Origin of the sequence: Halovivax asiaticus JCM 14624 (assembly GCF_000337515.1) — an archaeon.
Lineage (GTDB): Archaea > Halobacteriota > Halobacteria > Halobacteriales > Natrialbaceae > Halovivax > Halovivax asiaticus.
On record NZ_AOIQ01000005.1, the window covers coordinates 1 to 22,415 of the forward strand.

The following is a 22,415-nucleotide window of genomic DNA, read 5'->3' on the forward strand; positions in this document are numbered from 1 at the left end:
GATCCTGTCGGGCGGAGCGACGCTCATGACGCACGATTACTCCTCGACGGTCCTCGAAGCGCTCGAGATCGCGACGGACGCGGGAGCCACGTTCGACCTGTACGTGACAGAGGCCCGGCCACGATACATCGGTCGGAAAGCGGCCAGGGAGTTCGCGACGATCGACGGCGTGGACGTGACGCTCATCACCGACGCTGCGGGTGGCTATCACCTGCGCGAGTGTGATCGCCTCGTCGTCGGGATGGACTGTGTCGTCGACGACGTCCTCTACAACCGCGTCGGGACCTTCCCACTCGCGGCGACGGCGTCACAGCTCGACGTTCCGGTCACCGTCCTCGGCGCCGCCTCGAAGCTCATCACGCAGGGGTTCGTCTTCGAGAACGAGTTCCGCACCGAGAGCGAGGTCATGCTCGAACCCGCGAGTGGGTTTTCGGTCTCGAACCCTGCGTACGACGAGACGCCGGTCGCCCTCGTCGACCAGATCATCACGGACGAAGGGACCCGAACGCCCTGAGCACCAATCTCGCTGATTCGCTCGCTGTTCGTAAGGTCGATCGTAGATGGGTGACAGGGTTTCGTCCCGCCTACTGGCGGTCCCTCGGTGACTTGACGGGGAAACACGATATCGAGGATACCGAGGGCGCCACGTCGGCTCGACCGTGCCCCCCCTCGTTCTAACCCAATGACCGTCGTATCGATCATATGCGACTCGTGCAGTTGTACATTCCACGCGGCGAACGTGAGTCGTTGCTCTCGTTGCTCGACGCCGAGGCGGTCGAATACGGAGTGATGGAGGAGACGAGCGAGGGCGCGTACGAGGCGATCGCCTCGATTCCGGTGGCGGACGGGGCGGTCGACGCCGTATTATCGTCGCTTCGAGCGGCTGGCCTGCACGACGACGTACGAATCGTCGTTCTTGGCGTCGAGGCTTCGGTCTCCGGGGCTGGGACGGACGAGGAACTCGATGACGGACACCTGTCTCGAGACGAACTGCGCGCGCGAGCCGTCGACCTCGCCCCGAGATTTTCGACCTTCGCGATCCTGCTCGTCCTCAGCAGCCTCATCGCGACGGCTGGGCTGTTGACCGACTCGGCGGCGACGATCATCGGCGCGATGGTCGTTGCACCGCTCATGGGACCGGCATTGACGGCGAGCGTCGGTGTCGTGGTCGGCGACGACGACCTCGCCTCTCGCGGCGTGATGCTACAGGGGATCGGACTGGTCCTCACGGTCGCGACGGCTGCACTCCTCGGCGTAGCGCTCCGTGGAACGGTCTTGCTCCCGCCGGGGCTCGACATTGCGACGATTCCACAGGTGCACGAGCGCGTGACACCGACACTGCTGTCCCTGATTCTTGCACTTGGCTCCGGTGGCGCTGCCGTGATCAGTCTCACGCGCGACGTCGGCTCCGTGCTCGTGGGCGTTGCAATCGCCGTCGCACTCGTTCCACCGGCTGCCGTCGCTGGGCTGGGCATCGCCTGGGGCGAGCCGATGGTCGTCCTCACCTCGGGGACCCTCGTCCTCGTGAACGTTCTGGCGATCAATCTCACCGCACTCGTCCTCCTGTGGGTGATTGGGTATCGACCACATCGCCTCGAACATCTGGACCAGACCGCCCGACGGGTGCTCACGCGATCCGTGGTCGTTCTCGGTGCGATCGCCCTCCTCACGGTCGTCCTGATTGGCGTAACACTCGGCACGTACCAGACTGCGAGCGTCACTCACGACGTCGACAGCGAGTTAGAACGGATGAGCGGGGATCCAGCGTTCGCCTCCAGCGTGTTTCACGAAGTGGACGTCTCGTACGATCTTCACGACGTGTACACTGGCCAGACCCCAGCGGTGACAGTCATGGCTGAACTGCCACCCGGCGAATCGGTGGGGCCGGACCTTGCAGATCGTGTCCGTGAGCGACTGGAGTCAGCGACTGGAACGGACATCCGTGTCACGGTCGAACTCGTCGAAACGCAGCGAAGTGGGTGACGCAGATGGTGAATCGGGTGGCGCTTCGCCGGCATCGAATGATATTGATCTGTGTCAGTCTGTCAGGCAAATATGTACCGATGGAGTGACTTTCACGACAAATGGCCAATTAATGGGTCACAAAAGTTATTTCGAGGCAACCCCTGAATCCGTCAATGGGCTCTCGGTATCTGCTCGTTTCCGCCGAGCAAGTGGAGATTACTTCGACACCACGATCAACCGTCACCATCGCACCGGGTGGTACCGCGTGAGCGGTCTGGGCGTGGGGATCGTCGGCCTCGGTGGGATGGGTCATCTGCACGCGTCGACCGTGCAAGAACTTGGCGCGACGGTCGTCGCCGGAGCGGACATCGCCGCCGAGTCCCGTGCCGAGTTCGAGGCCTCGTTCGATGCCACCACGTACGAACGGTACGACGCGCTCGTCGCCGACGAGGCCGTCGACGCGGTCGTCGTCACCACGCCGAATCGGTTTCACGAACCGATCGCGGTCGCGGCACTGGAAGCAGGATTGTCTGTCCTGATCGAAAAGCCGCTCGCCCACACGGTCGAAAGCGCTCGTCGCATCGTGGAGGCCGCATCGGCGTCACCGGGCTGTGCGATGGTCGGATTCCACAATCGGCATGCGGGTTCTGTTCGCCTCTTTGATGCCCAGCGAGACAGAGACCGATTCGGTGAGATCAGGCACGTCGAGACCAACTACGTTCGCCGTCGGGGCATCCCCGGCACCGGATCGTGGTTCACGGACGAGTCGTTATCCGGCGGCGGTGCACTCATCGATATCGGTGTACACGCGCTCGATCTGTCGCTGTACGCGATGAACTTCCCGGAGATCATCGAAGTCACCGGCCAGACGCGGTCGGCGTTCGGTGACTCGCGGTCAGTCGCCGACCCGGATGCGTTCGGCGGACCGGGATCCGACGAAACGTACGATGTCGATGATTCTGTCTCGGCGTTCGTTCGAACCGCTGACGGACGAACGATCTCGCTCGAAGCCGCGTGGGCGACGAATCGAGACCCATCGATGGACGTACACGTCCGCGGCGGCGACGCCGGTGCGAGGTTCGAAATCGGTGACTCCACCTGTCGCGTGCTCGATGCGGGTATCGCCGGTGTCGACCACTACGAGGACGTCGAACTATCGGCCGAAGCGGCCGAACCTGGCTATCGAATTCAGGATCGCCACTTCCTCGAGTGTGCGGCCACTGGCAGTGAGCCCGAGACGAACACGGTCGAGCAGGGCTTGCAGGTCCAGCGCGTGATCGAGGCGATTTACGAATCGGCCGCGACGAATCGAAGCGTCGAGTTGACGCCGCGCGCAGAGATGCAGGACGAGCAGTTGACCGCTCCGGAAGTACAGTAAGCGCTACTCGAAGTACGAACGTGATCGCAGAACTATCGCGCTGACCGCAGCTGAGAAGTCTGTTCGGGAGCGGACGGATGGAGACCGTCTGCTGAGAGGATCTGACGCCAATATGCGGCCAACGGTGTCTCGACTCCGAGTAGTCGAATAGCTTCGTTCCCACGTGTACCGATCACGTCGTACTGCAAATCAGTCGGCCGCTCACCATCTGGCGGAAGAAGACAGTCGCTCCGAGGATTCTATAGGACTTCGTCGAAATCGTGATGGCCGTGGATGTCGACGCCGTCGTCGGTGATCTCACAGAGGAAGATGCCGTTCCCGGAGCCGGTGTCACGTTCGACCGCCGACTTGATCCCGCGAGCGGCGATCGTCATCGCCTCGTCGTTCGAGAGGCCGTCCTCGTAGGACTGTTCGAGGTGACCGTAGGCGAGTTGCATCCCCGAGCCAGTGACGGTGTAATCGTCTTCCATCACGCCGCCGGCCGGGTCGATGCTGTAGACGTGGCTTCCCTCGTCGTCGACGCCGCCCAGGATCGGGTGGATCGCGAAGAACGGGCCGCCACGAGCGAAGTTGCCGGCGAGCGTCGCCAGCGCGTCGATGCTCATATCCTCGCCGTTTCGCGCCTCGTAGAGGTTGACCTCCGCGCGGAGGTTCGAGATGAACGACTGCGCACCGCCGACGCTCCCCACGAGCGTCAGGGCGGCCGTCGGGTGAATCTGTTCGACCTTCTGGACGTTCTTGTTCGAGACGAATCGGCCGCCCAGACTCGCTCGCATGTCGGTCGCGATGACGACGCCGTCGGCTGTGGAGATGCCGATCGTCGTCGTCCCGGTCTTGTTGACGTTGTCGAGATCAGCCTCGTCGATGTCGTTTTGGGGCAGTGAGCCGAGTTCCGGACTGTACGGATCACTGTGACCGGCGAGTCGATCAGCGGTCGTCGAGAAGTCGTCGACACTCGGTTGACGCATTGATCGAGACTAACGGGCGGGACGGTATAAAACATCGGCGGTAACGGACCCCGATGGCTGGGTTCGAAACCGGCCGAAGCCTGCTGACTGACGCTGATCCACACGTTGCGTCTGGGTCGTTTCGCCTGCTACCGGCCGAAAGTGCCATCTCGTGACGGAGCGGGTTCTCTTGACGTGTGGTTCGATGTCTGGGCAGGCAAACGGGGTCGTCGACGACGATCGCCTCACTGCAGAAAGTGGTCGGTCACGAAGTCGGAGGGAGTGATCGCCGTACTCAGGGCTGGGTACTCTCGTAGGCCGCCTCCATCCGGCCGATAATGCGGTGAATTGGGAACGAGACCCCAGCCTGCCTGGTGAGCAGTGCGATCGGCATCAGGAGGATCCCGAGTAGGATCGTCAACTGGTACAGGGTGAACATGGCCGCACGGTGGGCGCGGGTTGTCATCGCGTAGTCGGTGCTCAGCCGCAGGGCATACATAAGTCTTCCTGCCGCCGACGGTTTATCCCGATCCATCATGTGGGATCACCCCCGTCACGTCGTGCGATTAAACTCAGGTTGACTCGCGGACAAATCGACTGTCGTTCGGCCGAACCACGGATAACGCGGCGGGCATGTATTCCAAGAATTCTCGTAACGTATCGTCATCATTTGGGTCTCGGGCGCGCAGTCTGGCTCCGGAAGAACGACGGACTACCGTGGAGGTGAGCACCAATGGTCCGCTTCGCGAGTGGAAACCGCAAAGAAGGTGGCCACGCGAAACGAGGCCTTCGTATGAGCAACTATCTCGTTGCGATGGAAGCCGCCTGGCTGGTTCGTGATGTGAGTGACGTCGACGACGCGATCGGTGTCGCCGTAAGTGAAGCCGGCAAACGGCTGAACGCCGCGGATATGCAGTACGTGGAGGTCGAAGTCGGCGCGACGGGCTGTCCGGCCTGTGGCGAACCGTTCGACTCCGCGTTCATCGCCGCTGAGACCGCCCTTGTCGGCCTGGCACTCGAGATGGAGGTTTTCAACGCCGAGGGAGAGGAACACGCAGAGCGCATCGCCAAGAGCGAAGTCGGCGGCGCGCTCAAAGACGTCCCACTCGACGTCGTGGAGATATTCGAAGAAACCGACGACGAAGAAGCGGCCTGAGTCGGCTCCGTTCCTCTCGTTGGTTCGTCTATCGGTCAGTGTCGGACGCCAGTCTGCGACCGATCGGTCCGATCCAAACACCTAACTATAACCCCAGGTAATCTAATTGTATGAATCTGCCGACGCCCGCGGACCTGCGCCAGCGCCGGACCGACCTGGAACTGACCCAGAGCGAACTGGCGGACCGGGCCGACGTTTCTCAGCCACTCATTGCCCGAATCGAAGGTGGAGACGTGGATCCACGACTCTCGACGCTGCGGCGAATCGTCACCGCACTCGACGAAGCTGAGGGGGACATCATACGGGCTGCGGATCTGTTGAACGAGGATGTCGTGAGCGTCTCCCCGGACGACGCAGTCAGTGATGCCGCCACGTTGATGGAATCAGAGGCGTACTCGCAACTTCCGGTTATCCAGGACGGGATCCCGGTCGGCTCGATCAGCCAGAGCGAATTCGTTCACCTGGACGAAGATTCCCGGAACGAACCGGTCTCCGAACACATGGCGGAGAGTTTCCCCACCGTCTCGAAGGATGCCACGCTGGACGAGATCACCAATCTGCTGGACCACTACAAGGCCGTGATGATCACCGAATCCGGCCGCACCATTGGGCTCATCACCGAAGCCGATCTCGCTGCGAGACTATCTTAATCGCCGTTCGTCACCGCCCACCGGGTGAGGAGAGCGAGGTCGCACATAGTTCGGTCATCGCGCGCCGGAGTCGCTGTGAGATCGCGGATTTAGAGACGCCCAGCTTTGCGGCGAGTTCGTCCTGGGAAATTCCTCTGGGGACGTCGAAGTACCCCAGTTCGTAGGCGACCGAGAGCAAGTGCTGTTGTTTGTCGGTCAGCCCGAGCACCGGTTCGGCGTCGTCGCCGCTGGATCGTAACTGCGTGACTTGAACGGAGATGTCTCGGTCTTTGCACGCGTCGTTGAACGCGACCAGCGCATCGCGTGACGGAAACTGCAATTGAAGGATCCACGCCGAGGTGGTACCGTCTGCGTCCAGCACACGCCCGCCTTGCTCGGCGATCGGGCCAGACAGGGAAACCGCCCGGTCCGTCACTTCCAGCCGGAAGGCGACGCGGTCACCGGTTCGATCGACGCAGACTGGATTCGTGACCGTCGGATCACGGTCGAACGATGCCAGCAGATCCGATTGCTGGCTGCCGTGGACAGTGACGAACTGGTAGCAAACGCCATCGTTTCGCGCCCGATATTCTGGTGTCACTGAAACATCGTCGATCGAACGGAGCGTCGGGCGGAGGAGCAACCGGTCGTGGTCGAGGTGGAGCTCTGCGACGACACCGTCACCAGTGGTCGCCGGGGTACGGTCACTCCGGGTGCGTTCGACTGCCCCCGACTCGGTCTCCCGCCGCGGACCGGACTGCCGGGCGTCGGTGCTCACCGCTCCCACCTCTCGGTCGAAACGACTCCACGATCCTGAAAGAGACACGATGTCGATCGCAGTAACCACTCACTCCGCGGTTGGTAAGGTTCCGTTTCCGTTCCGGCTTTCATCGATTCTCTGTTCCCACGCCGGCCACATCTTCGATAGCGCTAGGTATATTCAGTGTCGCCAGGACGGGGCTAGTTGTATTCATCTGCCGGTAACCGAGGGGTACAGTCTGGGCGACGGCAATCGACCATTATCGCCCGGACGCCGGCGATAATACCCGATTAGGGACAGGGAACGCCATTAAAGACCGTGTCGACGGCGTTGGAAACCGGGTTCACGGTGTCACTACAGGTTGGTCGTCAGGTAAAAACACCCGTTCACACATACGAACATCTGCACACGCGTACACGCATACAGATTGATGTACATCACCTATTCTCGTTCGTCATTCGGCCCCTCGATCTTCGGTGGGTTCTCCCGAGTACTGATCGAAGAGTGTACCGAAGATGGTCCGCTCGGCTGCCCTGAAATGGCGTGTGAATGTCGGCTGGGAGATACCGAGCGTCTCGGCGATCTCTTCGCCGGTGCGCTCGCGCGGAGATTCGAAATAGCCTGCCGCGTAGGCGGTCCGGAGAATTTCCCGCTGGCGATCCGTTAGCGCAGCGAGCAGTGTCCCGACGGGCCGATCCGGCCCGCTCGGGGAAACCGGCCGTCGTGCGCGAAACTCGACGTCCGGATACGTCCCTCGAATCGATTCGACGAGCTCGCGAACGTCTCGCGTGGCCGGCAGCTCGAGTCGCAGCGAAAGTCGTTCGTCTCCTGGTGACAGCCCCACAAGGACCCCATCGTGAGCACGGAGAAGCTCGAACACTTCACTTCCCTTGACAGCAATCTCGGCGTGCAGCGTCCCGTTTTCGCCGACGTAGCTGTTTACGAGCGTAGCCGCCGAGACGTCGCCGACGGCGGCCACGAACGACGCTTCGTCCAGTTGCGCTACCGTGAGGTAGTAGGTAACGTGATCGTCTGTGGGGACGACCGAATCGACGGTGACCCGCCGATCGATCTCGACCGCCAGTCGAGTCAGTGCATCGTCGGTAGCGGTTGGAAAACCTAGTTCCACTTCGAGCGTGTCGTCGGCGTGGAGTGCACGCTGGGCGGTGATCGCATCGATCACGAGGCCGACGACGGTCACGAGCTCCGTACAGTATTCTGGGAGCAACGACTCGTCGTCGATCGCCGCCTGAACGACGAGAACTCTCGCGGAGCCGGTCGGATCGTCGAACGGGGTCGCGATACGTACTATCCTCTCGGCCGTCGACGACCGACTACCGCTATCGTCTCGGGCCGAATCGATCCGCTCGATCTGTTGGTCTTCCTCTGCCAGAGTTCGATCAACGAGTCGGTCGAACGAATCACTGGCGGGTGGGTCGATGCCGCTCTCGGGTTGTCCGTTGGTCCCTGCAGCTTCGCGAACGCGTCGCCCGTCTGCGTGCCCCGCCACGAGCCAGCACGCGTTGACGGCATCGAGGTCGGCCATCGAGTCACACAACGTCCGTTCGACTGCCTGTCGAGTCTCTCCCGCCGCCAGTGCCCGGTACGTGGATTCACGGTGCTCGACAAGTGTGACCATCCGTTCGCGCAGTTCGGATTCGAGCGAGACTGATGCCGTCAGTTCACGTGTCCTGTCGAGACAGCGCGCCCGGGCCAGCGAGAGGTGAACGACGGATCGGAACAACGAGCCAAACGCGTCGCGTTCGACAGTTCGTTCCGACCCGACGTCGACGGTCGGTGTGAGCCAGTCCGCGGCTGAATATTTGGTCACGAGATCGCCAGCCTCGCCCGGGATTTCGGAGTCGAACGCCGTCTGTTCGTTCCGTGGCGATTCCGTCGAGGCGGATTCGGAGTCGGTCGCCTCCTCGTCCGTATCGACCGTCCCGACGAGAATCACGTCCGTGTCGGAGACCGGAATCGCGAGCGGTCCAGCCATCGTCGTCGCCGCGGTGATGGGGACGCGGGCGGAGCGAGGGAGTCTCGTCGGTCCATCCGAGAACATCTCGTTCAATCGCTCCGTCGCGACGGTGATCGTCGGGGCTCGTTCTGTCTCGGTCGGCCCGATACTCGTTCGTGGCGACAGCCGGTCACCGTCTCGTCGATACCAGCCGCCGACCGTCGCTCCCGTCGCCGAGACGATTCCCGCGAGGAGGGTCCGGCGGGTCGCTTCGACGGTCGAGACTGATTCGACGGCGTCGATCGTCTCGCCGAGTTCGCGAATGCCGTCAACTAGCCGTCGCTCGTCCGTCACGTCCCGACCGACGACAGCTGTCTGGTCGTCCGCTATCGTGCCGACGGTGAGCAAGACGACGCGTTCGTGACCCTCCACCGTCGGGCGCCACTCGATCGGGTCGACCCGTCGAACCGGTGCGCCAGCCCGAGCCGTGAGTTCCGAGGCGAGGCGATCCCCGACGAGTGCCTCGATCGAGCGACCGACGACGGTTGCGTGACTCGTGTACTCGAAGACGGCTGCGTTCGCCGCGGTGATTCGTCCGTCGTCGACGAGGACGGCAGGGTCGGCCATCTCGTCTAAGAGCCCCGTCGTCCGCTCGAGTTCCGCTCGATACCGATCGATCGGCGAGGCGTCCCGGCGGTGGACGACGAGCGTGAGTGACCCGTCTCCGGGATAGGTGACGACCGAATCGACGCCGTCGTCGGGTCGAGCGACGTCGAACCAGACCGACGAGTCGCTGGCGCGTGCTTCGGCTAATCGTTCGAACCACGTATCGACGGTCGCCGGAGAGACGAGCGTCCAGAACTCGTGACCGACCGGCCCCCGATCGTCAGTGATCGAACTTCCCTCGTCGCCGATCGACCCGTTCTCCGTCACTGTGAACGCTCCTCGCGCTGTCTCGTTCGCCCGTCGCACGATCCAGTCGTCGTCGAGGGTGAGGATCGGGTCGTCGATAGCGTCGATGTCAGCACTGAGTCCTTCGCGCCAGGTGGGGCGTCCGTCGACGGGAGCGATTGTCCAGACCAGTCGATTCACGGTGGGATCTTCGAGCCGGTTTCGCATCTCGATCGTACACTCACTCCGTCGACCCGTCCCGTCACGAATACGAGCGGTGGTACGCCTGAATTCGTCACCGTCACCGTCCGCAACGGCGATTCGGTGCTGCTCCAGCGTCTCCCGATCCGATTCGATGGCGAGCGACTCGATAGCAGTCCCAGTGAGAGCGGCGGGCGTGTAGCCGAACAGTCGGTCCATCGACTCGCTAACCCATTCGATCGTCCCGTCGGCGTCCGAAAGGACGATCGCCGCTCCACTCGCCTCCAGTATCCCGCGAATCCGCGCGATGCGTTCACGGTCACCCGTTCGGGCGTCGACGACGTTTCGAAGGCGGGTCTCGAGGACGTTCACCGGGGCCGTCGGCGAGACGACGTCAGCCGCATCCACCTGAAGTGGCGCAGCGTCGTCGGACGACACCGAGACGATCGGCACGTCGGTTACTGCGACGAGCGTTTCGACGTGTTCAGGATCAGTGATCAGACAATCTGCGTGTTCCGTGTGCTCGGCTGCGGCTGCACCGGTCGGAACGGCTGCGATCGAGACGAGTGTCTCCCCGCGAGAGAGGGTTCGGCCCAGCTGGGCCACGTCGGCTGACTCGCCGACGAGGACGACCCGAATACGCGTCGTCGGTACCTGATCTGGCGGATCGTTCATTGCGTCCCAGTTACCGCTCAGTTACCCGGATTCGGATGCTTGCGGTCGGCTCCGGTCGCCGAATCGTGCGATCCAGTGGCCGTCGACATCGCGTTCCACTCGAAGCGAGCGTGTCCACGCAGCTAGCTTCCGGGTCGGCAACCTAACATCTCGTGACTGTTTCGAAGGGTAAGTGCCCCATACCTGGGCTTGCGCTCGGCTCGACCCGATCACTCGCTCTTTCTCACTCTCGGGTGATTCGATCGACGTAGCCGGGCCAACTCGAACGTAGCGGGGTCGGGAAACGGTGAACCGACGCGGAAACGACTGTCCGGGTGCTGGGAAATGGGCTAGCAGTCGTTGCGAGACTACCACTGATAGTTGGTGGACAGTAACTACGTGGAGTGGCGGTGTCAGCGGTGACGTTCTATGGCCGCACCACTACGCATCGGCTGTCCATCGTGCGAGACGCCCGTCACCGCGACGGTGCCGAACGGTCCCGGGCTCCAGTCGACCGACGACGTGTCCGACGCGACGCTTCGCGGTCACGACATGTCGTGTCGTAATTGCGGGCACGAACTCGAACTCTACTTCTACTGAGTTAGTGGTCGATGGGCATCGGCCACGGTGTTGAACAGCGCGACGAATTAGGCGTTCGTTCCCCACCAGGGTATGTCGACCACGCATGTGCAAGCGCGGAGAGAACCACCGGTGACGATGTGGACACACCCGAATGGGAAATTTCGCGTACGGAACGGATTCGGTACCGACAGCGACGCAGGGAACCGAGGACGAGACGAGGCCGGCGTGGGCGCCACCACTCGACTCGTTCGAGTCCTTCGTCGTACTCTCGAACCGACAGCCGTACCGACACACGTACGGGCGAGACGGCGATATCGAAGTCGACCGACCGACCGGCGGACTCACTGCGGCGCTGGATCCCGTCCTGCAGCGCGTCGGCGGTACCTGGATCGCCTGGGGAGACGGCTCGGCCGATCGGGCGGTCGTCGACGAGAACGATCGTGTGTCCGTCCCGCCCGAGGACCCGGCATACGATGTCGAACGAGTCTGGATCGACGACGAACTGAAAGAGGCGTACTACAACGGCTACAGCAATCGAGTACTCTGGCCGCTCTGTCACGGCGTTCGTGACGCAATTTCGATCCGAACTGGCGATTACGATGGCTACCGGGCGGTGAACGAACGGTTCGCCGACCGAGTGGCGGCCCACGCCACCGCCGAGACGCTCGTCTGGCTGCAGGACTACCACCTGGCACTCGCACCGGCGATGATCAGCGATCGCGTCCCGTCTTCGACGACGATCGGGCAGTTCTGGCACATTCCGTGGCCGAAACCCGAACTGTTCAGTCGGTGTCCAGAGGGGCGAGAGATCCTCGACGGGTTGCTCGGGAACGACGTCCTCGCGTTTCACGTCGATCGGTTCGTCGATCGGTTCTTGCGTTGTGTTCGGTACTTCGTCGACGGCGCCAGTGTCGACGCCGAGGCTGGTATCGTCACGTACGAGGGGTCCGAGACACACGTCCGCGCCATCCCCCTGGGAATCGATGCAAGTGAACACGAAGAACGGGGCCACGCAGCGGATGAAACGGTATTCGAATCGGTTACCGAGACCCTCTCCATCCCGACGACGGAACACCTCGGTCTGGGCGTCGACAGACTCGATTACTCGAAGGGGATCGTCGCGCGACTCGATGCGATCGAGGAGCTCTTCGAAAATCAGCCCCGATGGCTGGAATCGTTCACGTTCGTCCAGACGGCGACGCCGAGTCGGACGGACATTCCTGCGTACGCGTCGTACGGTGATGCGGTCAGACAGCGCGTCGAGCGGATCAACGACCGATTCGGGACCGATTCGTGGCGGCCGATCGTCTATTCCGAAGCGTACCTTACGCGGGACCAGCTGTCGGCACTCTACCGCCACGCGGATCTCATGCTGGTCACCTCACGGTGTGACGGCATGAATCTGGTCTCGAAAGAGTACCTCGCAGCCAGCGTGGACGAATCGGGCTCACTCTGTCTGAGCGAACGTGCCGGCGCGCACGACGAATTGGGTGACGACGCGTTCTCCGTCGATCCGACCGACGTCGAATCGATCTGGCGAACGATCGACCGTGCCCTCACGACTCCGGACGCTGACCGGCGACGCCGAATGCGCCGTCTCCGAGCACGCGTCTTCGAGCGACCGCTCGAGTGGTGGATGGCCGCTCAGTTCGACGCATTCGCCGAGCGATCGTCCGATCGGTCGGTACTCCCGACCCAATACTCCGGAGACGGGGTCTGAACGCGACCCGTGAGATGGACGGATCCATGACAGGAGATCCAGACGGGACGGCGGTCGGCTATCCCGACCTGCTGAACCGTGATCGTGCCGAGGTCATCTCGACACTCCGTAGTGGCTCGCATCTTCTTTGCTGTCTCGATTTCGACGGAACGCTCGCACCGATCGTCGACGATCCCGACGAGGCAACACTCCCGCCCGCTACCGAACGGGTCCTCGCCAGACTGCACGACGAACCGGACGTGACGGTCGCGATCGTGAGTGGCCGATCGGTGCTGGATTTGCGATCCAGAGTTGAACTGCCAGTCACGCTCGTGGGGAATCACGGACTCGAACGCCTCGATCGCGCCTCGGCGGATACGCGCGGACCGGACCGCTCTGGATCGACGGAATCGGTGGCCGGTGCCTTCCGGCCGGTCGTCCATCCCCTCGCTGCGGCGGCTGTTCCGCGTATCGAGGCCTGCGCCGCGACGCTCGAAACGGTTCTCGCTCCACTTCCGAACATCCGCGTCGAGTCGAAACGCCTCACCGGAACGGTCCACTATCGCACCGCTCCAGCGCCAGTTGCCCAGCTCTGTCGACAATTGACCGTCGACGTCGTCGAACGGTTCGGTGACGAGCGGCTGTCGCTGAGCCACGGCGACGAGATTGTGGAGTTCGGCCCGGCCATCGAGTGGGGGAAAGGCGACGCCGTCGAACTCCTCCGGAACGAACACCCGAGGGGCACGCGTATCCTGGTCTGCGGTGACGATACGACGGACGAGGACGCGTTTCGAGCCCTTCGACGGTCCGATGTCGGCGTTCGGGTGGGAGATCGAACACGATCGACGGCACGGTATCGAACGGACTCCCCACGAACGGTGCGAGAATTCCTCGATCAACTCGCCGCGCCCGTCTTGAGCGAAACAGTGGCCTGCGGGGATTGAACGCAACCAATCGCTGGGGGTGGAGTTACGCTACGGCGGGACTGCGGTCCTGATCGACGACGAGATGGCGGGTTTCACGACGCGGACCGGGAGTACACGACTGTTCGAAAACGCACGATTCCGGTAGCAATATTTCGAGTCGCACTTCGGTGGCGCTCCCAATTGTCCGATAGCGCGGCTGCTAGCCGAAAGAGTTTATTACCATCGGAAAGGTAGGTACCATACAGAACACGCTTATGAAACTCCGTCAACCAACTGACTTTCTGATCCTCGAGGCACTCGCAGACAGGGGTCGGAACGTCGCGACGAACCTCGCCTCCCACACCGGAAAGAGCCGCAAGAACATCAATACGAGACTCCCCGTCCTCGAAGACTACGGCCTCGTCGACAAGATCGGTCCGGCCGAACGCTCCGGCCTGTACGAGATCTCGAACCTCGGGAAACGTGCGCTGATGCATCAGGACGAGTACGACGAAGTCGAGGACTTCGAAGCCCTCATCGAGCGTGCAGACTCGGGCCCCAGTGCGAGCGCAACCGACGCGACGCCACAGGCCAGTTTCGCACGCGGCAAATCAGAGGAACCGGACGACGACTCCTGAGGACTCGGCGTCACTACCGACGCTCTCGTACTGGTGCTGGCGACACCCGTCGCCAGGTCACGAGTACTGACTAGTGAAAAGTGCCGTTCGGTCGTTCGTCCGGGACCGACGGTTTTTCGACCGAGCGTGCTCGCTGGTCCGTGTAGTGACGTTAGCCGAGGTGATTCCCGTCGTACGTCCGCAACGAGCGCCGAGCGCAGTCACTGAAGGTGAGATCCAGTCGTCGGTCTTTCCCTTCCGCTGGTGGACCTGAAGTGACCGGCCCACCGCACGTCGATTCGAGCAACTGTTCGCGTCGCCACCCGTAGAGTGACAGCATCGGCGTTACGACGCTCGCTCCGGATCGCTCGTATCGACTGCCATCCTCGTGAGAGAGTCCGAATGCGTGGCCAACTTCGTGCAACACCAGTTGTGACGCGAACGTCGCATCCGTGATGGGGACCGGCTCGTCGAAGCTCCCGTCCAGTTCGACCGTCGTGAGGGCCGACGCACCGCCGACTGCCGCGACGTGTGGCACACCGTATCCGGATGGCGAGTCGGCGAGCGATCCGTCGGTAACGAGGAGATTGGCGTCCCAGACGGGATCGATGTTACGGACGCCGGCGATCCCGGCACCGACGGCACCTGGCCACCGACCGCTTCGCATCGTCTCGGCTGCACTCTCCGTCCCGATATCGACGACACCTCCAGCGGTGACCTCGACTGTCCAGTGATCGAACGCCAACCCTCGACGCAGCAGTCGTCGGACGTGGTCCTCGAGGCCAGCGTAGCGGGCCGCACCGGGAGTGAGCCAGAACCGAACCGAAACGGTCGATCCATCCCGGGCGGACGAATACCCGACGACGGGAACGAATATGGCCGTCCCCAGCGCCCCGAGAGCGGTTCGACGGTTCACGGAAGAACGTTTCGAACGATCCTACTGAACACCGATGGTGAATATCTTCACACCTTATCACCGACTCGTGGTGACGCGGGTGGCCACACGGCAGCCTGGTTCGCCGGGTGTGTGCGGCGTCGGTCGGCGATCCAGACCCGGGTTCCGTCCGAGCGAAGCTCGACGTGGGTCGGGAGTGTCTCCCACGGACAGCGAACGATCGTCACGGTCCTCCCCTCGGTCCGTTCTGCGAGTAGCACTTGCTCGTCGTCGACCGAGAGTCGAGCGGTCAGGATGCCGATTTCGAACGACCGCGTGAGCTGCCAGCGAGTCAGGTAGCGACCAGATTCGGTCACGAAGCACTCCGGTGGTGCGGTCACGGTGGCGGTCGCCTCGATTGGCTCCAACTCGAGCGAGCACGTCGTGTCGGTCGTTCAGCTCTCACGAGAGTCACGTTCGACCGACACTCACGTTTGCCGACGGGTGGACATACGAACCGTTGAAATACAGAACTGGTCCTTGGTCAGCGCGGCCGGCTCCGTTTCACGACCCCGGACGAACTCTCTCGCGGGGCGGATATGCTGATCGGTACGGTTCCTCTCTCTCCCGGGCCCCACCGATATACAGAGTCAATCTTCCTGGGCCGAATAGTGTCTTCACGCGAAGTGAGTCATCCAGAAAGATACTTTACTGTCGGGATGGCAGGCCTCGATGGGACTGGGATGCTCGACACTGTGCGAGAGATCTTCGGCGGTTCACCGGCTGACAGTGAGGACGTCCACGAGTGTCGACGGTGTGGGACGACGGTCGAGACGACGACCACCTCGTGCCCGGCGTGTGGAAGCGAGGACATCGTCGTCCACTCGACGACGTGATCGGCCGAGCCGACGTCTTCGGCTGACTCACTGGGATGGCCAGAACAGGACGTGCGGTGAGCATCGCTACCGTTCTGTTGCACTCGATCAGTTCGAATCGAGCGGTTCTCAGCAAAGCCAAAATCGAGGTCGACGATCTACAGGTAGTCGTCGTCTTTGAGGCCCTGAATGAGGTCGTCGACGAGAGTGTCGACGGAATCGTAGGGGAAGTCGGCGTCGCCCGCGGTCTTCGAGTTCAGTTCCATCGCCGTCATGGAGAAGTCACCGGACTCGAACTTCGTGGCCGGACCGTCCGGCAGTGCCGGGACGAGGTCCATTGGGTTCGAGACGGGGTACGATGCGCCTTCGAAGGCGTCGGTGAATTGCTCGCGGAGTTCGTCTTCGTTTGCCATTGCAGCCGGTACTTCCGCCGCATAAATAATAAATTATGGGGTAGTTGACTCTCCACGGCGGTGACGGTACCGCTCACGGCGCACGATTCAACCCGAGAGCGTTACAGCCGACGCATGAACGCGGGGAGAACGCCCCGGTCGTCGGGTGGAACGCCGGACCGATCCGAGTCTTGCCGTGCGTCACGTTCGTCCGCCGACGAAGTCGTCGACTGGGCGGGTTCTTCGTCGGAACTGGTCCCTGAGAGGGTCCCTAGTTCATTCGCGATACGTCCGAGCCCGCCACCGACGGAGCCATCAGCGCGCTCGACTGGATCCGGAGTGCCGGCCGCCGATGCTGCACGGGCGGACGCGTCCGGCGATTCGGGACCGAAGTAGTACGGTTCGACCGGATGGAGCGTGGCGAGCAACTGGAGATTCGCGTAGCCCGCGACCAACAGCGAGACGAAGAAGATGATGTCGGGAAACAGCAGGATCAACGCGATCGACAGGGGCGAGTACAGCATGAACGCGGCGGCGCGAAACCAGCCCGGGACGTACGCGTCGACGACGTACGCATACAGCCCGTAGACCCCGAGGACGAGGCCGACGTCGAGGTACAGTCCCAGTGGCGCCCAGACGCCGCCCGTCGTCAGACTATGGATCGAGAGTGCGAGGGCGCCGGCCAGGACGGTCGTTCGGTTGACGTAGGTCTCGTCCAAGGCCATCCCCGTTCCGAGGACGAGTACGTAGAGGATCGGTCTGGCGATCCACCAGGGAAAGCTATCGAAAATCACTGCGGGGGCAGTCCCGATCATACAGAGCCCGATACGAGATATCGTCGGGATACCTGCATTAACCTTCCTGCCGTATCGAGCGCCGATTCGAAGTTCGTAAATCGTGCAGCCGTCGCGCCCCCAGTTGCCACCGACCGATTCGTCTCATGGTGTCGATGAACGTCGGTCTCACCGTCTCGATGAGAGTTCCTCGACGATCGGCGAGAGCGATATCGATTCGGCCAGGACGGTTGCAACACGATCGGACGGAGCTGACGGTGACGCACGATCCGTTGATCCGCTGGGTCGTGGGGTCCCCGACGAACGATACACCGCGTCGACGAACGCAGATCTCACCTCGTCCGTATCGAACAGGCCGTGGAGGTACGTGCCGAGCACCGATCCACGGACGGCGCTTCCGGGTTCTACCGGTTCGTCCATGGACTGCAGGTGACTCGTCTCGCCTGCGTGAATCTCGTAGCCCGTCGCTGTCCCAGTCGCAGCCGCGATCGGCCCGGTTCCATCCACGGAGACACGGCGCCGACGGACCTGCTTTTTGGGGCCGAATCGTGTTTCGACTGGCAAGACGTCGAGTCCCTCGACGACCCGGTCCGACCCGGTCCCTTCGTGCTGGGCGTCGACGAGCCGCCGCCCAAGTAGCTGGTAGCCCCCACAGATCCCGACGACTGGCCCGTCGAACGAACGGATTGCGTCACCCATCCCACAGGAGACGAGGGCGTGGGCGTCGTCGACGGTGTTTTTCGTCCCCGGGATCACGACGGCATCGGCGCTCGCGAGTCGGTCACATCCCTCCTCGGTGAGCGGGACGAACACACATCGAACACCCGGGACGGCCGCCAGTGCGTCGACATCGGCGGCGTTGGAGAGTCGGGGCAACCGCGGAACGGCGACGGTGACACTGTTCTCGGCCGGCACGCCGTCGTCGGCTCCTCGGACACCTACCGTCGTCTTCTCGGGCAGTCCGAGACTATCCTCTTCGGGCAGGTCGAACTCCTCGTACGGGATCACCCCGAGCACCGGCACGTCACAGCGTGCTTCGATCGTTTGGATTCCCGGTTCGAGCAGCGACTGATCGCCGCGGAATTTGGTTATGACGACGCCCACCACACGATCACGAACGTCCTCGGGGAGGAGTTCGAGTGTTCCGTAGATACTCGCGAATGCCCCACCGCGTTCGATGTCGGCGCAGATCACGATCTTCGCGTCCGCGAAACGGGCGGTCTCGATGTTCGCGAGGTCCCGGTCGTGTAAGTTTATCTCCGCGATACTGCCGGCGCCTTCCGCGACGATCACGTCCGCCGCGCGTGACAACCGGCGGTGGGCGGCGATCGCCGCATCGCGGGCCGTCTCCCAGTGGCGCTCGTAGTACGTTCCCGCTTCGAAGTGACCGACGGCCCGACCATCGATCACCAGCTGGCTCTCGCCGTCTCCACGCGGTTTCAACAGCACCGGATTCGTGTCGGTCGTCGGCGTCGTTCGCGCTGCTCTCGCCTGGACGAACTGCGAGACACCGATCTCCCCCCACTGATCGGACGAGGGCGCTGCACCGATCGATGACTCGTCGGTTCCCTCGCTGTGATGATCGACACGGTCATTGCCTGTGTCGTCGCCAACAGCCGACCCGGAGAGGACCACCCGTGCGTTGGTGCTCATGTTCTGTGCCTTGAACGGGGCGACCGCGTACCCGCGGTCCGCGAGTAGGCGACAGAGACCGGTCGCGACCGTCGACTTCCCGACGTGGCTCGCCGTTCCAGCCACCAGTACCGTTTCCGTCATTCGTCACCTGATCCCTGGCGCCCGGACGCTTTGTCGTACCGGTTTCCGTGACAGTCCACACCCCGATGCCAGTCGTCTCGACTCCCGCGGTTCTCGTGATACTCGCGACGAGCGAGAGACTAGCAACGATTGGTCGACGTGACTCGGTCGGACGAAACAGAGAAATGACTGCGCTGTTCAGGCGGTACCAGCCATCGAGCGATCGGCCCAGTACGTCGCCGCTCTGGTCGAGAGGACGAACCCGACACCGGCCAGTAGCGCGCTGGCACAGACTAGGAGTACCGTCGAGAGCACGGACGGAGGGGTCAGGACGAACGCGGCGAGTAACGTCGGCACGAGTGCGATAGCGACGCCCCCGCCGAACGCCGCGAACCGACCGCCGTCGAAGAGGAATTCGTTCGGTGAGAAGCCGGCCAGCGCCACCGTCAGTCCGTAGTAGTACCCGGAGTAGCCGACCAGCACGGCGCCGCCCGCGATCGCGTCGAGGGGCGTTGCGTCGAACCACACGACGGCGAGCAGATACGGGAGGCCAGCCGTCGGGAGACCGACGAAGAGGAACGCGAGTTGCTTCGCCCGGAAGACGTCGACGACCGAGACGGGGAGCACGAGATAGTCGGACACGTCGTCGAACTGCGTCAGCCAGTTGTAGGTAGTAAAGGCGCTGACGCCGAGGATGCCACCGAAGAAAATGCCCGGCGCCGGGGCGACACCCGTGATCGATTCGACGATTCCCAGCGATCCGGCGACGAGCCCGAACAGGAGGCCGACCGAGACGAACGGCTTCGCGAATCCGCCGCTACTTCGACCGAGTTCGAGCAACGCCTTCGCGACGAGCGGATCGTCCGTCGGAAGCAGCCGTCGTATTCCTTCGAACCGTTCCGGGGCCGTTCGAGAGGGTGGGACGTGAGTGGGTTTGTACGCAGCCAGTGCGAGAGCGCCGACGAGGACGGTCGACAGCGCGAGTATCGCCATCGAGACCGGTGAATGAGCGGTGACGAGGACGGTACCACCGTCGAGCCATCCGCTCGCCCAGGCGCCGACAGCCGCCAGGAGTGCGACGGCGGCGATCGCCCACGTCGGCACCCCGTTCGTCCGCGCCGAGATCGCCCCGACGGTCACGGCCATGCCGCCGACGAAGACGAGCCAGAGCGAAAGCCACTGCCCGACCAGACTGATCGGGGTCGCTCCCGAAAAGCCGGAGACGCCCACTGCGCCGACCGCCATCGGCAGGACGAAGAAACAGCCGTAGAAGAGGGCATCTTTCACCAGGAAGAGCCCGAGAAAGAGTCGACGTGACAGGGGCAACGTGTCGGCGACACCGAGTAAAAACTGGTGCGTGCCGAACACGTCTTCGAGCATCGCCGAGCCGGCGAACCCCGCGGTCCCGGCGTAGAGTCCGAACGCGAGGGCGCAGACGTGGATGCCAATCAGGACGGCGTCCGGTGCAGTCCCGGTCTCGGTGAGCAGCCAGGCCGTCCCGCCGGCGAAGAGCGTGATCAAGATCGGCATCGTCAGGAACCGGTACCCGCCGAAGAGCGTCGTGTGCACGCGCCACTCCTCGCGTGCCAGAGCGCGAGCCGTCACCGCGAGCTGTGTTCGGATCGGTGGCGTCTCGGTGTGGCCAGTACCGACTCCCGGCTCGGTGCACTCAGTCGCTCCGTCGGCCGGGGCTTCGGATGCGTTCGTCATCGGTCGACGATTGGGACGTCGCGTGGCTGTGCCTCGTCGACGGTCGAGAGGAAGACGTCGAGGAGCGGTTCGTCCGCGGTATCGAGATCTCGTTCGGCGACGATCTTCCCGTCGGCGACGATCCCGACCCGTGTACAGAGGTCCTCGGCGACGTCGATGTTGTGTGTCGAGAGGAACGCGGTGTTGTCGTCGTCGACGTAGTCGGCGAGTTGCCGTTTGACCTGCTCCTGAACGAGTGGGTCGAGGTTGGCGAGTGGTTCGTCAATGAAGACCACGTCGGGTTCGTGCAGGAACGCCTGTGCGATCATCACCTTCTGTTGCTGGCCGCGAGAGAGATCGGTGTGGATCGTCTCGAGACGGTCCTGCAGGCCGAGCCGCTCGGCCCACTCGTCGATCCGTCGTTCGACGATCTCCGACTCGAGTCCGCGCAGTCTGGAGACGTACGTAAAGTACTCTCGGGGTGTGAAGAAACTCGGCGGCACCCCTCCTTCAGGAACGATTCCGACCCGGCGGCGCGTCTCGATCGGATCGACCGACGGGTCAGTCCCGTCCACTTCGACCGCCCCGGAGTCCGGCCTGAGTTGGCCAGTCAGAATTTTGATCGTGGTCGTCTTACCCGCCCCGTTGGGACCCAGAAAACCGAACAGTTCGCCACGGTCGACGTCGAACCCCATCCCCGATACGGCGTCGACACCCGCGAAGGACTTGGTCAGGTCCCTGACTCGGATTGCACTCATCGATCAGGATGAATTCTCAGACCACTCGTATAATCGTACTGGCACCGGCGATCCGGGTATCGGATTCGTCTCCCGGACTGGCCCACGTCGAATCACTCGGTGCGAATCGGCTCGTCAGTACTCGGTTCCCTTGCGGGCGCGCTGTCCGTCGTCGATGGGGTGGTGTTCCTTTCGGACGTTCGTCACCAGATCGGCCAGCTCGTCCAGATACGCCGGCCGTTCGTGCCCGCCGGAGAGGACGAGTTCGAGCCCATCCGGTTTCGATTCGACGAGTTCGCGAACGGCAGTCTCGTCGATCAGGCCCATCGCGACGGCGTAGAGTACCTCGTCTATAATCAACATGTGTACGCCGTCGTCTGGGTTACCGTCGAAGGAGAGCGGTGCCGTTAGATCGGCCTGGTGAGCCCCCTCGAGCAGTTCGTGGGCCCGTTCGAGTCCGGCCTGTGCCTGTGCCTCGTGGTCGGCCTCGTCGCTGCCGTCGGCCATGCCGTGCCAGCCGTAGTGACCGAGATTCTCGAAACTGAACCCCGGGAGAGCCGCGATAGCGTTGTACTCGCCGCGGACGGCCTCGACGCTCTCGGCACCGCCTTTCATGAACTGAAGCAGGTGGACCCGGTAGCCGTGGCCGGCCGCGCGCATTCCCATGCCGAGCGTGGCCGTCGTCTTGCCCTTACCGTCGCCCCACCAGACCTGGACCATGCCGAACTCGTCGGGCGCCGCTGGCTCGATCGCTTCCGCGGTCGGTGTCACACCTTTCCCCGGCGTGTCACGGGGATAATTTTCTGTTTCCTCGTTAGATCCCATACCGACTCTCCGGACCGGGTGCTCATGAAACTGTTCGATTCGACCGTCGCTGACGGCGTGGTGACCGGCCAGTTGATCCGGTAATCTGCCACGTATGTCCGACCGGTCGTCGAGAAGACACCGAAACAGCAAC

General features: G+C 63.0%; 22 protein-coding genes. 10 read left to right on the forward strand and 12 right to left on the reverse strand.

Translation table 11 applies throughout. The features are described 5' to 3' along the window. From C479_RS00915 to C479_RS00925, 3 genes are all read left to right on the forward strand, one after another. Positions 1-514 (forward strand): translation initiation factor eIF-2B (locus C479_RS00915; protein ID WP_007696482.1); only part of this gene is annotated, 514 nt, incomplete at its 5' end. Between the two features lie 188 nt (positions 515-702). Then, a complete protein-coding gene (locus C479_RS00920; RefSeq protein ID WP_007696483.1) occupies positions 703-1,983 on the forward strand; it encodes a TIGR00341 family protein in 1,281 nt (426 codons plus the stop codon). 247 nt (positions 1,984-2,230) lie between these two features. After that, the gene (locus C479_RS00925; RefSeq protein WP_275039655.1) at positions 2,231-3,343 is read left to right on the forward strand and encodes a Gfo/Idh/MocA family protein; all 1,113 of its coding nucleotides are present in this window, start codon (positions 2,231-2,233) and stop codon (positions 3,341-3,343) included. A 239-nt stretch (positions 3,344-3,582) separates the two neighbouring features. Here C479_RS00925 and psmB read toward each other — a convergent pair whose 3' ends face one another. Together psmB and C479_RS16345 are read right to left on the reverse strand one after the other, a co-directional pair. After that, positions 3,583-4,311 (reverse strand): archaeal proteasome endopeptidase complex subunit beta, encoded by a 729-nt coding sequence (gene psmB, locus C479_RS00930; protein ID WP_007696488.1) that lies wholly within the window; start codon positions 4,309-4,311, stop codon positions 3,583-3,585. 274 nt (positions 4,312-4,585) lie between these two features. Continuing rightward, positions 4,586-4,789: a hypothetical protein gene (locus tag C479_RS16345; RefSeq protein WP_007696489.1), complete on the reverse strand. Its 204-nt coding sequence runs from the start codon at positions 4,787-4,789 to the stop codon at positions 4,586-4,588. A gap of 294 nt (positions 4,790-5,083) precedes the next feature. Between C479_RS16345 and C479_RS00940 the strand changes: the two genes are divergently transcribed. Together C479_RS00940 and C479_RS00945 are read left to right on the forward strand one after the other, a co-directional pair. Continuing rightward, the gene (locus C479_RS00940) at positions 5,084-5,446 is read left to right on the forward strand and encodes a DUF555 domain-containing protein (protein WP_007696491.1); all 363 of its coding nucleotides are present in this window, start codon (positions 5,084-5,086) and stop codon (positions 5,444-5,446) included. A 110-nt stretch (positions 5,447-5,556) separates the two neighbouring features. Beyond that, positions 5,557-6,096: a CBS domain-containing protein gene (locus C479_RS00945; RefSeq protein ID WP_007696493.1), complete on the forward strand. Its 540-nt coding sequence runs from the start codon at positions 5,557-5,559 to the stop codon at positions 6,094-6,096. 10 nt (positions 6,097-6,106) lie between these two features. Here the strand turns inward: C479_RS00945 and C479_RS00950 are convergent, their stop codons facing one another. Then, positions 6,107-6,853, reverse strand: coding sequence for a helix-turn-helix domain-containing protein (locus C479_RS00950; RefSeq protein WP_007696495.1), 747 nt, complete (start codon positions 6,851-6,853; stop codon positions 6,107-6,109). 436 nt (positions 6,854-7,289) lie between these two features. After that, positions 7,290-10,559, reverse strand: a complete 3,270-nt coding sequence (locus C479_RS00955; protein WP_007696497.1) for a bacterio-opsin activator domain-containing protein — start codon at positions 10,557-10,559, stop codon at positions 7,290-7,292. A 408-nt stretch (positions 10,560-10,967) separates the two neighbouring features. On the opposite strand from C479_RS00955, the gene C479_RS16415 reads away from it, so the two are divergent. The 4 genes from C479_RS16415 to C479_RS00970 all read left to right on the forward strand — a co-directional run bounded on the left by C479_RS16415 (position 10,968) and on the right by C479_RS00970 (position 14,362). Beyond that, on the forward strand, positions 10,968-11,138 hold the full coding sequence (locus C479_RS16415; protein ID WP_007696499.1) for a hypothetical protein: 171 nt from the start codon (positions 10,968-10,970) through the stop codon (positions 11,136-11,138). 133 nt (positions 11,139-11,271) lie between these two features. After that, positions 11,272-12,840, forward strand: coding sequence for an alpha,alpha-trehalose-phosphate synthase (UDP-forming) (locus C479_RS00960; protein ID WP_007696501.1), 1,569 nt, complete (start codon positions 11,272-11,274; stop codon positions 12,838-12,840). 26 nt (positions 12,841-12,866) lie between these two features. Next, positions 12,867-13,763, forward strand: coding sequence for a trehalose-phosphatase (gene otsB, locus C479_RS00965; protein ID WP_152415773.1), 897 nt, complete (start codon positions 12,867-12,869; stop codon positions 13,761-13,763). Between the two features lie 236 nt (positions 13,764-13,999). Beyond that, positions 14,000-14,362 carry a winged helix-turn-helix domain-containing protein gene (locus tag C479_RS00970; RefSeq protein WP_007696505.1) on the forward strand — a complete coding sequence of 121 codons (363 nt, stop codon included), beginning with the start codon at positions 14,000-14,002 and terminating at the stop codon, positions 14,360-14,362. A 151-nt stretch (positions 14,363-14,513) separates the two neighbouring features. Here C479_RS00970 and C479_RS00975 read toward each other — a convergent pair whose 3' ends face one another. Together C479_RS00975 and C479_RS00980 are read right to left on the reverse strand one after the other, a co-directional pair. Continuing rightward, positions 14,514-15,257, reverse strand: a complete 744-nt coding sequence (locus C479_RS00975; protein ID WP_007696507.1) for a hypothetical protein — start codon at positions 15,255-15,257, stop codon at positions 14,514-14,516. A gap of 47 nt (positions 15,258-15,304) precedes the next feature. Continuing rightward, complete coding sequence (locus tag C479_RS00980) at positions 15,305-15,592, reverse strand: hypothetical protein (RefSeq protein ID WP_152415774.1); 288 nt, start codon at positions 15,590-15,592, stop codon at positions 15,305-15,307. A gap of 342 nt (positions 15,593-15,934) precedes the next feature. Here C479_RS00980 and C479_RS16420 point away from each other — a divergent pair, with 342 nt between their 5' ends. Beyond that, a complete protein-coding gene (locus C479_RS16420) occupies positions 15,935-16,111 on the forward strand; it encodes a hypothetical protein (protein ID WP_169317767.1) in 177 nt (58 codons plus the stop codon). A gap of 137 nt (positions 16,112-16,248) precedes the next feature. Here C479_RS16420 and C479_RS00985 read toward each other — a convergent pair whose 3' ends face one another. The 6 genes from C479_RS00985 to C479_RS01010 all read right to left on the reverse strand — a co-directional run bounded on the left by C479_RS00985 (position 16,249) and on the right by C479_RS01010 (position 22,282). Further along, positions 16,249-16,503, reverse strand: coding sequence for an MTH865 family protein (locus C479_RS00985; protein ID WP_007696514.1), 255 nt, complete (start codon positions 16,501-16,503; stop codon positions 16,249-16,251). A gap of 101 nt (positions 16,504-16,604) precedes the next feature. Next, the gene (locus tag C479_RS00990; RefSeq protein WP_007696516.1) at positions 16,605-17,297 is read right to left on the reverse strand and encodes a hypothetical protein; all 693 of its coding nucleotides are present in this window, start codon (positions 17,295-17,297) and stop codon (positions 16,605-16,607) included. 147 nt (positions 17,298-17,444) lie between these two features. Then, on the reverse strand, positions 17,445-19,052 hold the full coding sequence (locus C479_RS00995) for a cobyric acid synthase (protein WP_007696517.1): 1,608 nt from the start codon (positions 19,050-19,052) through the stop codon (positions 17,445-17,447). A gap of 177 nt (positions 19,053-19,229) precedes the next feature. Next, positions 19,230-20,741 (reverse strand): hypothetical protein, encoded by a 1,512-nt coding sequence (locus C479_RS16200; protein WP_007696519.1) that lies wholly within the window; start codon positions 20,739-20,741, stop codon positions 19,230-19,232. After that, positions 20,738-21,478 (reverse strand): ABC transporter ATP-binding protein, encoded by a 741-nt coding sequence (locus tag C479_RS01005; protein WP_049906999.1) that lies wholly within the window; start codon positions 21,476-21,478, stop codon positions 20,738-20,740. The genes C479_RS16200 and C479_RS01005 overlap by 4 nt, the downstream gene beginning before the upstream one ends. A 114-nt stretch (positions 21,479-21,592) precedes the next feature. Beyond that, positions 21,593-22,282, reverse strand: coding sequence for a cob(I)yrinic acid a,c-diamide adenosyltransferase (locus tag C479_RS01010; RefSeq protein WP_049907000.1), 690 nt, complete (start codon positions 22,280-22,282; stop codon positions 21,593-21,595). Positions 22,283-22,415: the final 133 nt, after the last annotated feature.

Coding starts and splice junctions, on each gene's coding strand:
- C479_RS00940 (WP_007696491.1), top strand. CDS start 5,084: ATGAGCAACTATCTCGTTGCGATGGAAGCCGCCTGGCTGGTTCGTGAT.
- C479_RS16345 (WP_007696489.1), bottom strand. CDS start 4,789: ATGTATGCCCTGCGGCTGAGCACCGACTACGCGATGACAACCCGCGCC.
- C479_RS01005 (WP_049906999.1), bottom strand. CDS start 21,478: ATGAGTGCAATCCGAGTCAGGGACCTGACCAAGTCCTTCGCGGGTGTC.
- otsB (WP_152415773.1), top strand. CDS start 12,867: ATGACAGGAGATCCAGACGGGACGGCGGTCGGCTATCCCGACCTGCTG.
- C479_RS00960 (WP_007696501.1), top strand. CDS start 11,272: ATGGGAAATTTCGCGTACGGAACGGATTCGGTACCGACAGCGACGCAG.
- C479_RS16415 (WP_007696499.1), top strand. CDS start 10,968: ATGGCCGCACCACTACGCATCGGCTGTCCATCGTGCGAGACGCCCGTC.
- C479_RS00990 (WP_007696516.1), bottom strand. CDS start 17,297: ATGATCGGGACTGCCCCCGCAGTGATTTTCGATAGCTTTCCCTGGTGG.
- C479_RS00920 (WP_007696483.1), top strand. CDS start 703: ATGCGACTCGTGCAGTTGTACATTCCACGCGGCGAACGTGAGTCGTTG.
- C479_RS16200 (WP_007696519.1), bottom strand. CDS start 20,741: ATGACGAACGCATCCGAAGCCCCGGCCGACGGAGCGACTGAGTGCACC.
- C479_RS01010 (WP_049907000.1), bottom strand. CDS start 22,282: ATGGGATCTAACGAGGAAACAGAAAATTATCCCCGTGACACGCCGGGG.
- C479_RS00955 (WP_007696497.1), bottom strand. CDS start 10,559: ATGAACGATCCGCCAGATCAGGTACCGACGACGCGTATTCGGGTCGTC.
- C479_RS00995 (WP_007696517.1), bottom strand. CDS start 19,052: ATGACGGAAACGGTACTGGTGGCTGGAACGGCGAGCCACGTCGGGAAG.
- C479_RS00985 (WP_007696514.1), bottom strand. CDS start 16,503: ATGGCAAACGAAGACGAACTCCGCGAGCAATTCACCGACGCCTTCGAA.
- C479_RS00945 (WP_007696493.1), top strand. CDS start 5,557: ATGAATCTGCCGACGCCCGCGGACCTGCGCCAGCGCCGGACCGACCTG.
- C479_RS00970 (WP_007696505.1), top strand. CDS start 14,000: ATGAAACTCCGTCAACCAACTGACTTTCTGATCCTCGAGGCACTCGCA.
- psmB (WP_007696488.1), bottom strand. CDS start 4,311: ATGCGTCAACCGAGTGTCGACGACTTCTCGACGACCGCTGATCGACTC.
- C479_RS16420 (WP_169317767.1), top strand. CDS start 15,935: ATGGCAGGCCTCGATGGGACTGGGATGCTCGACACTGTGCGAGAGATC.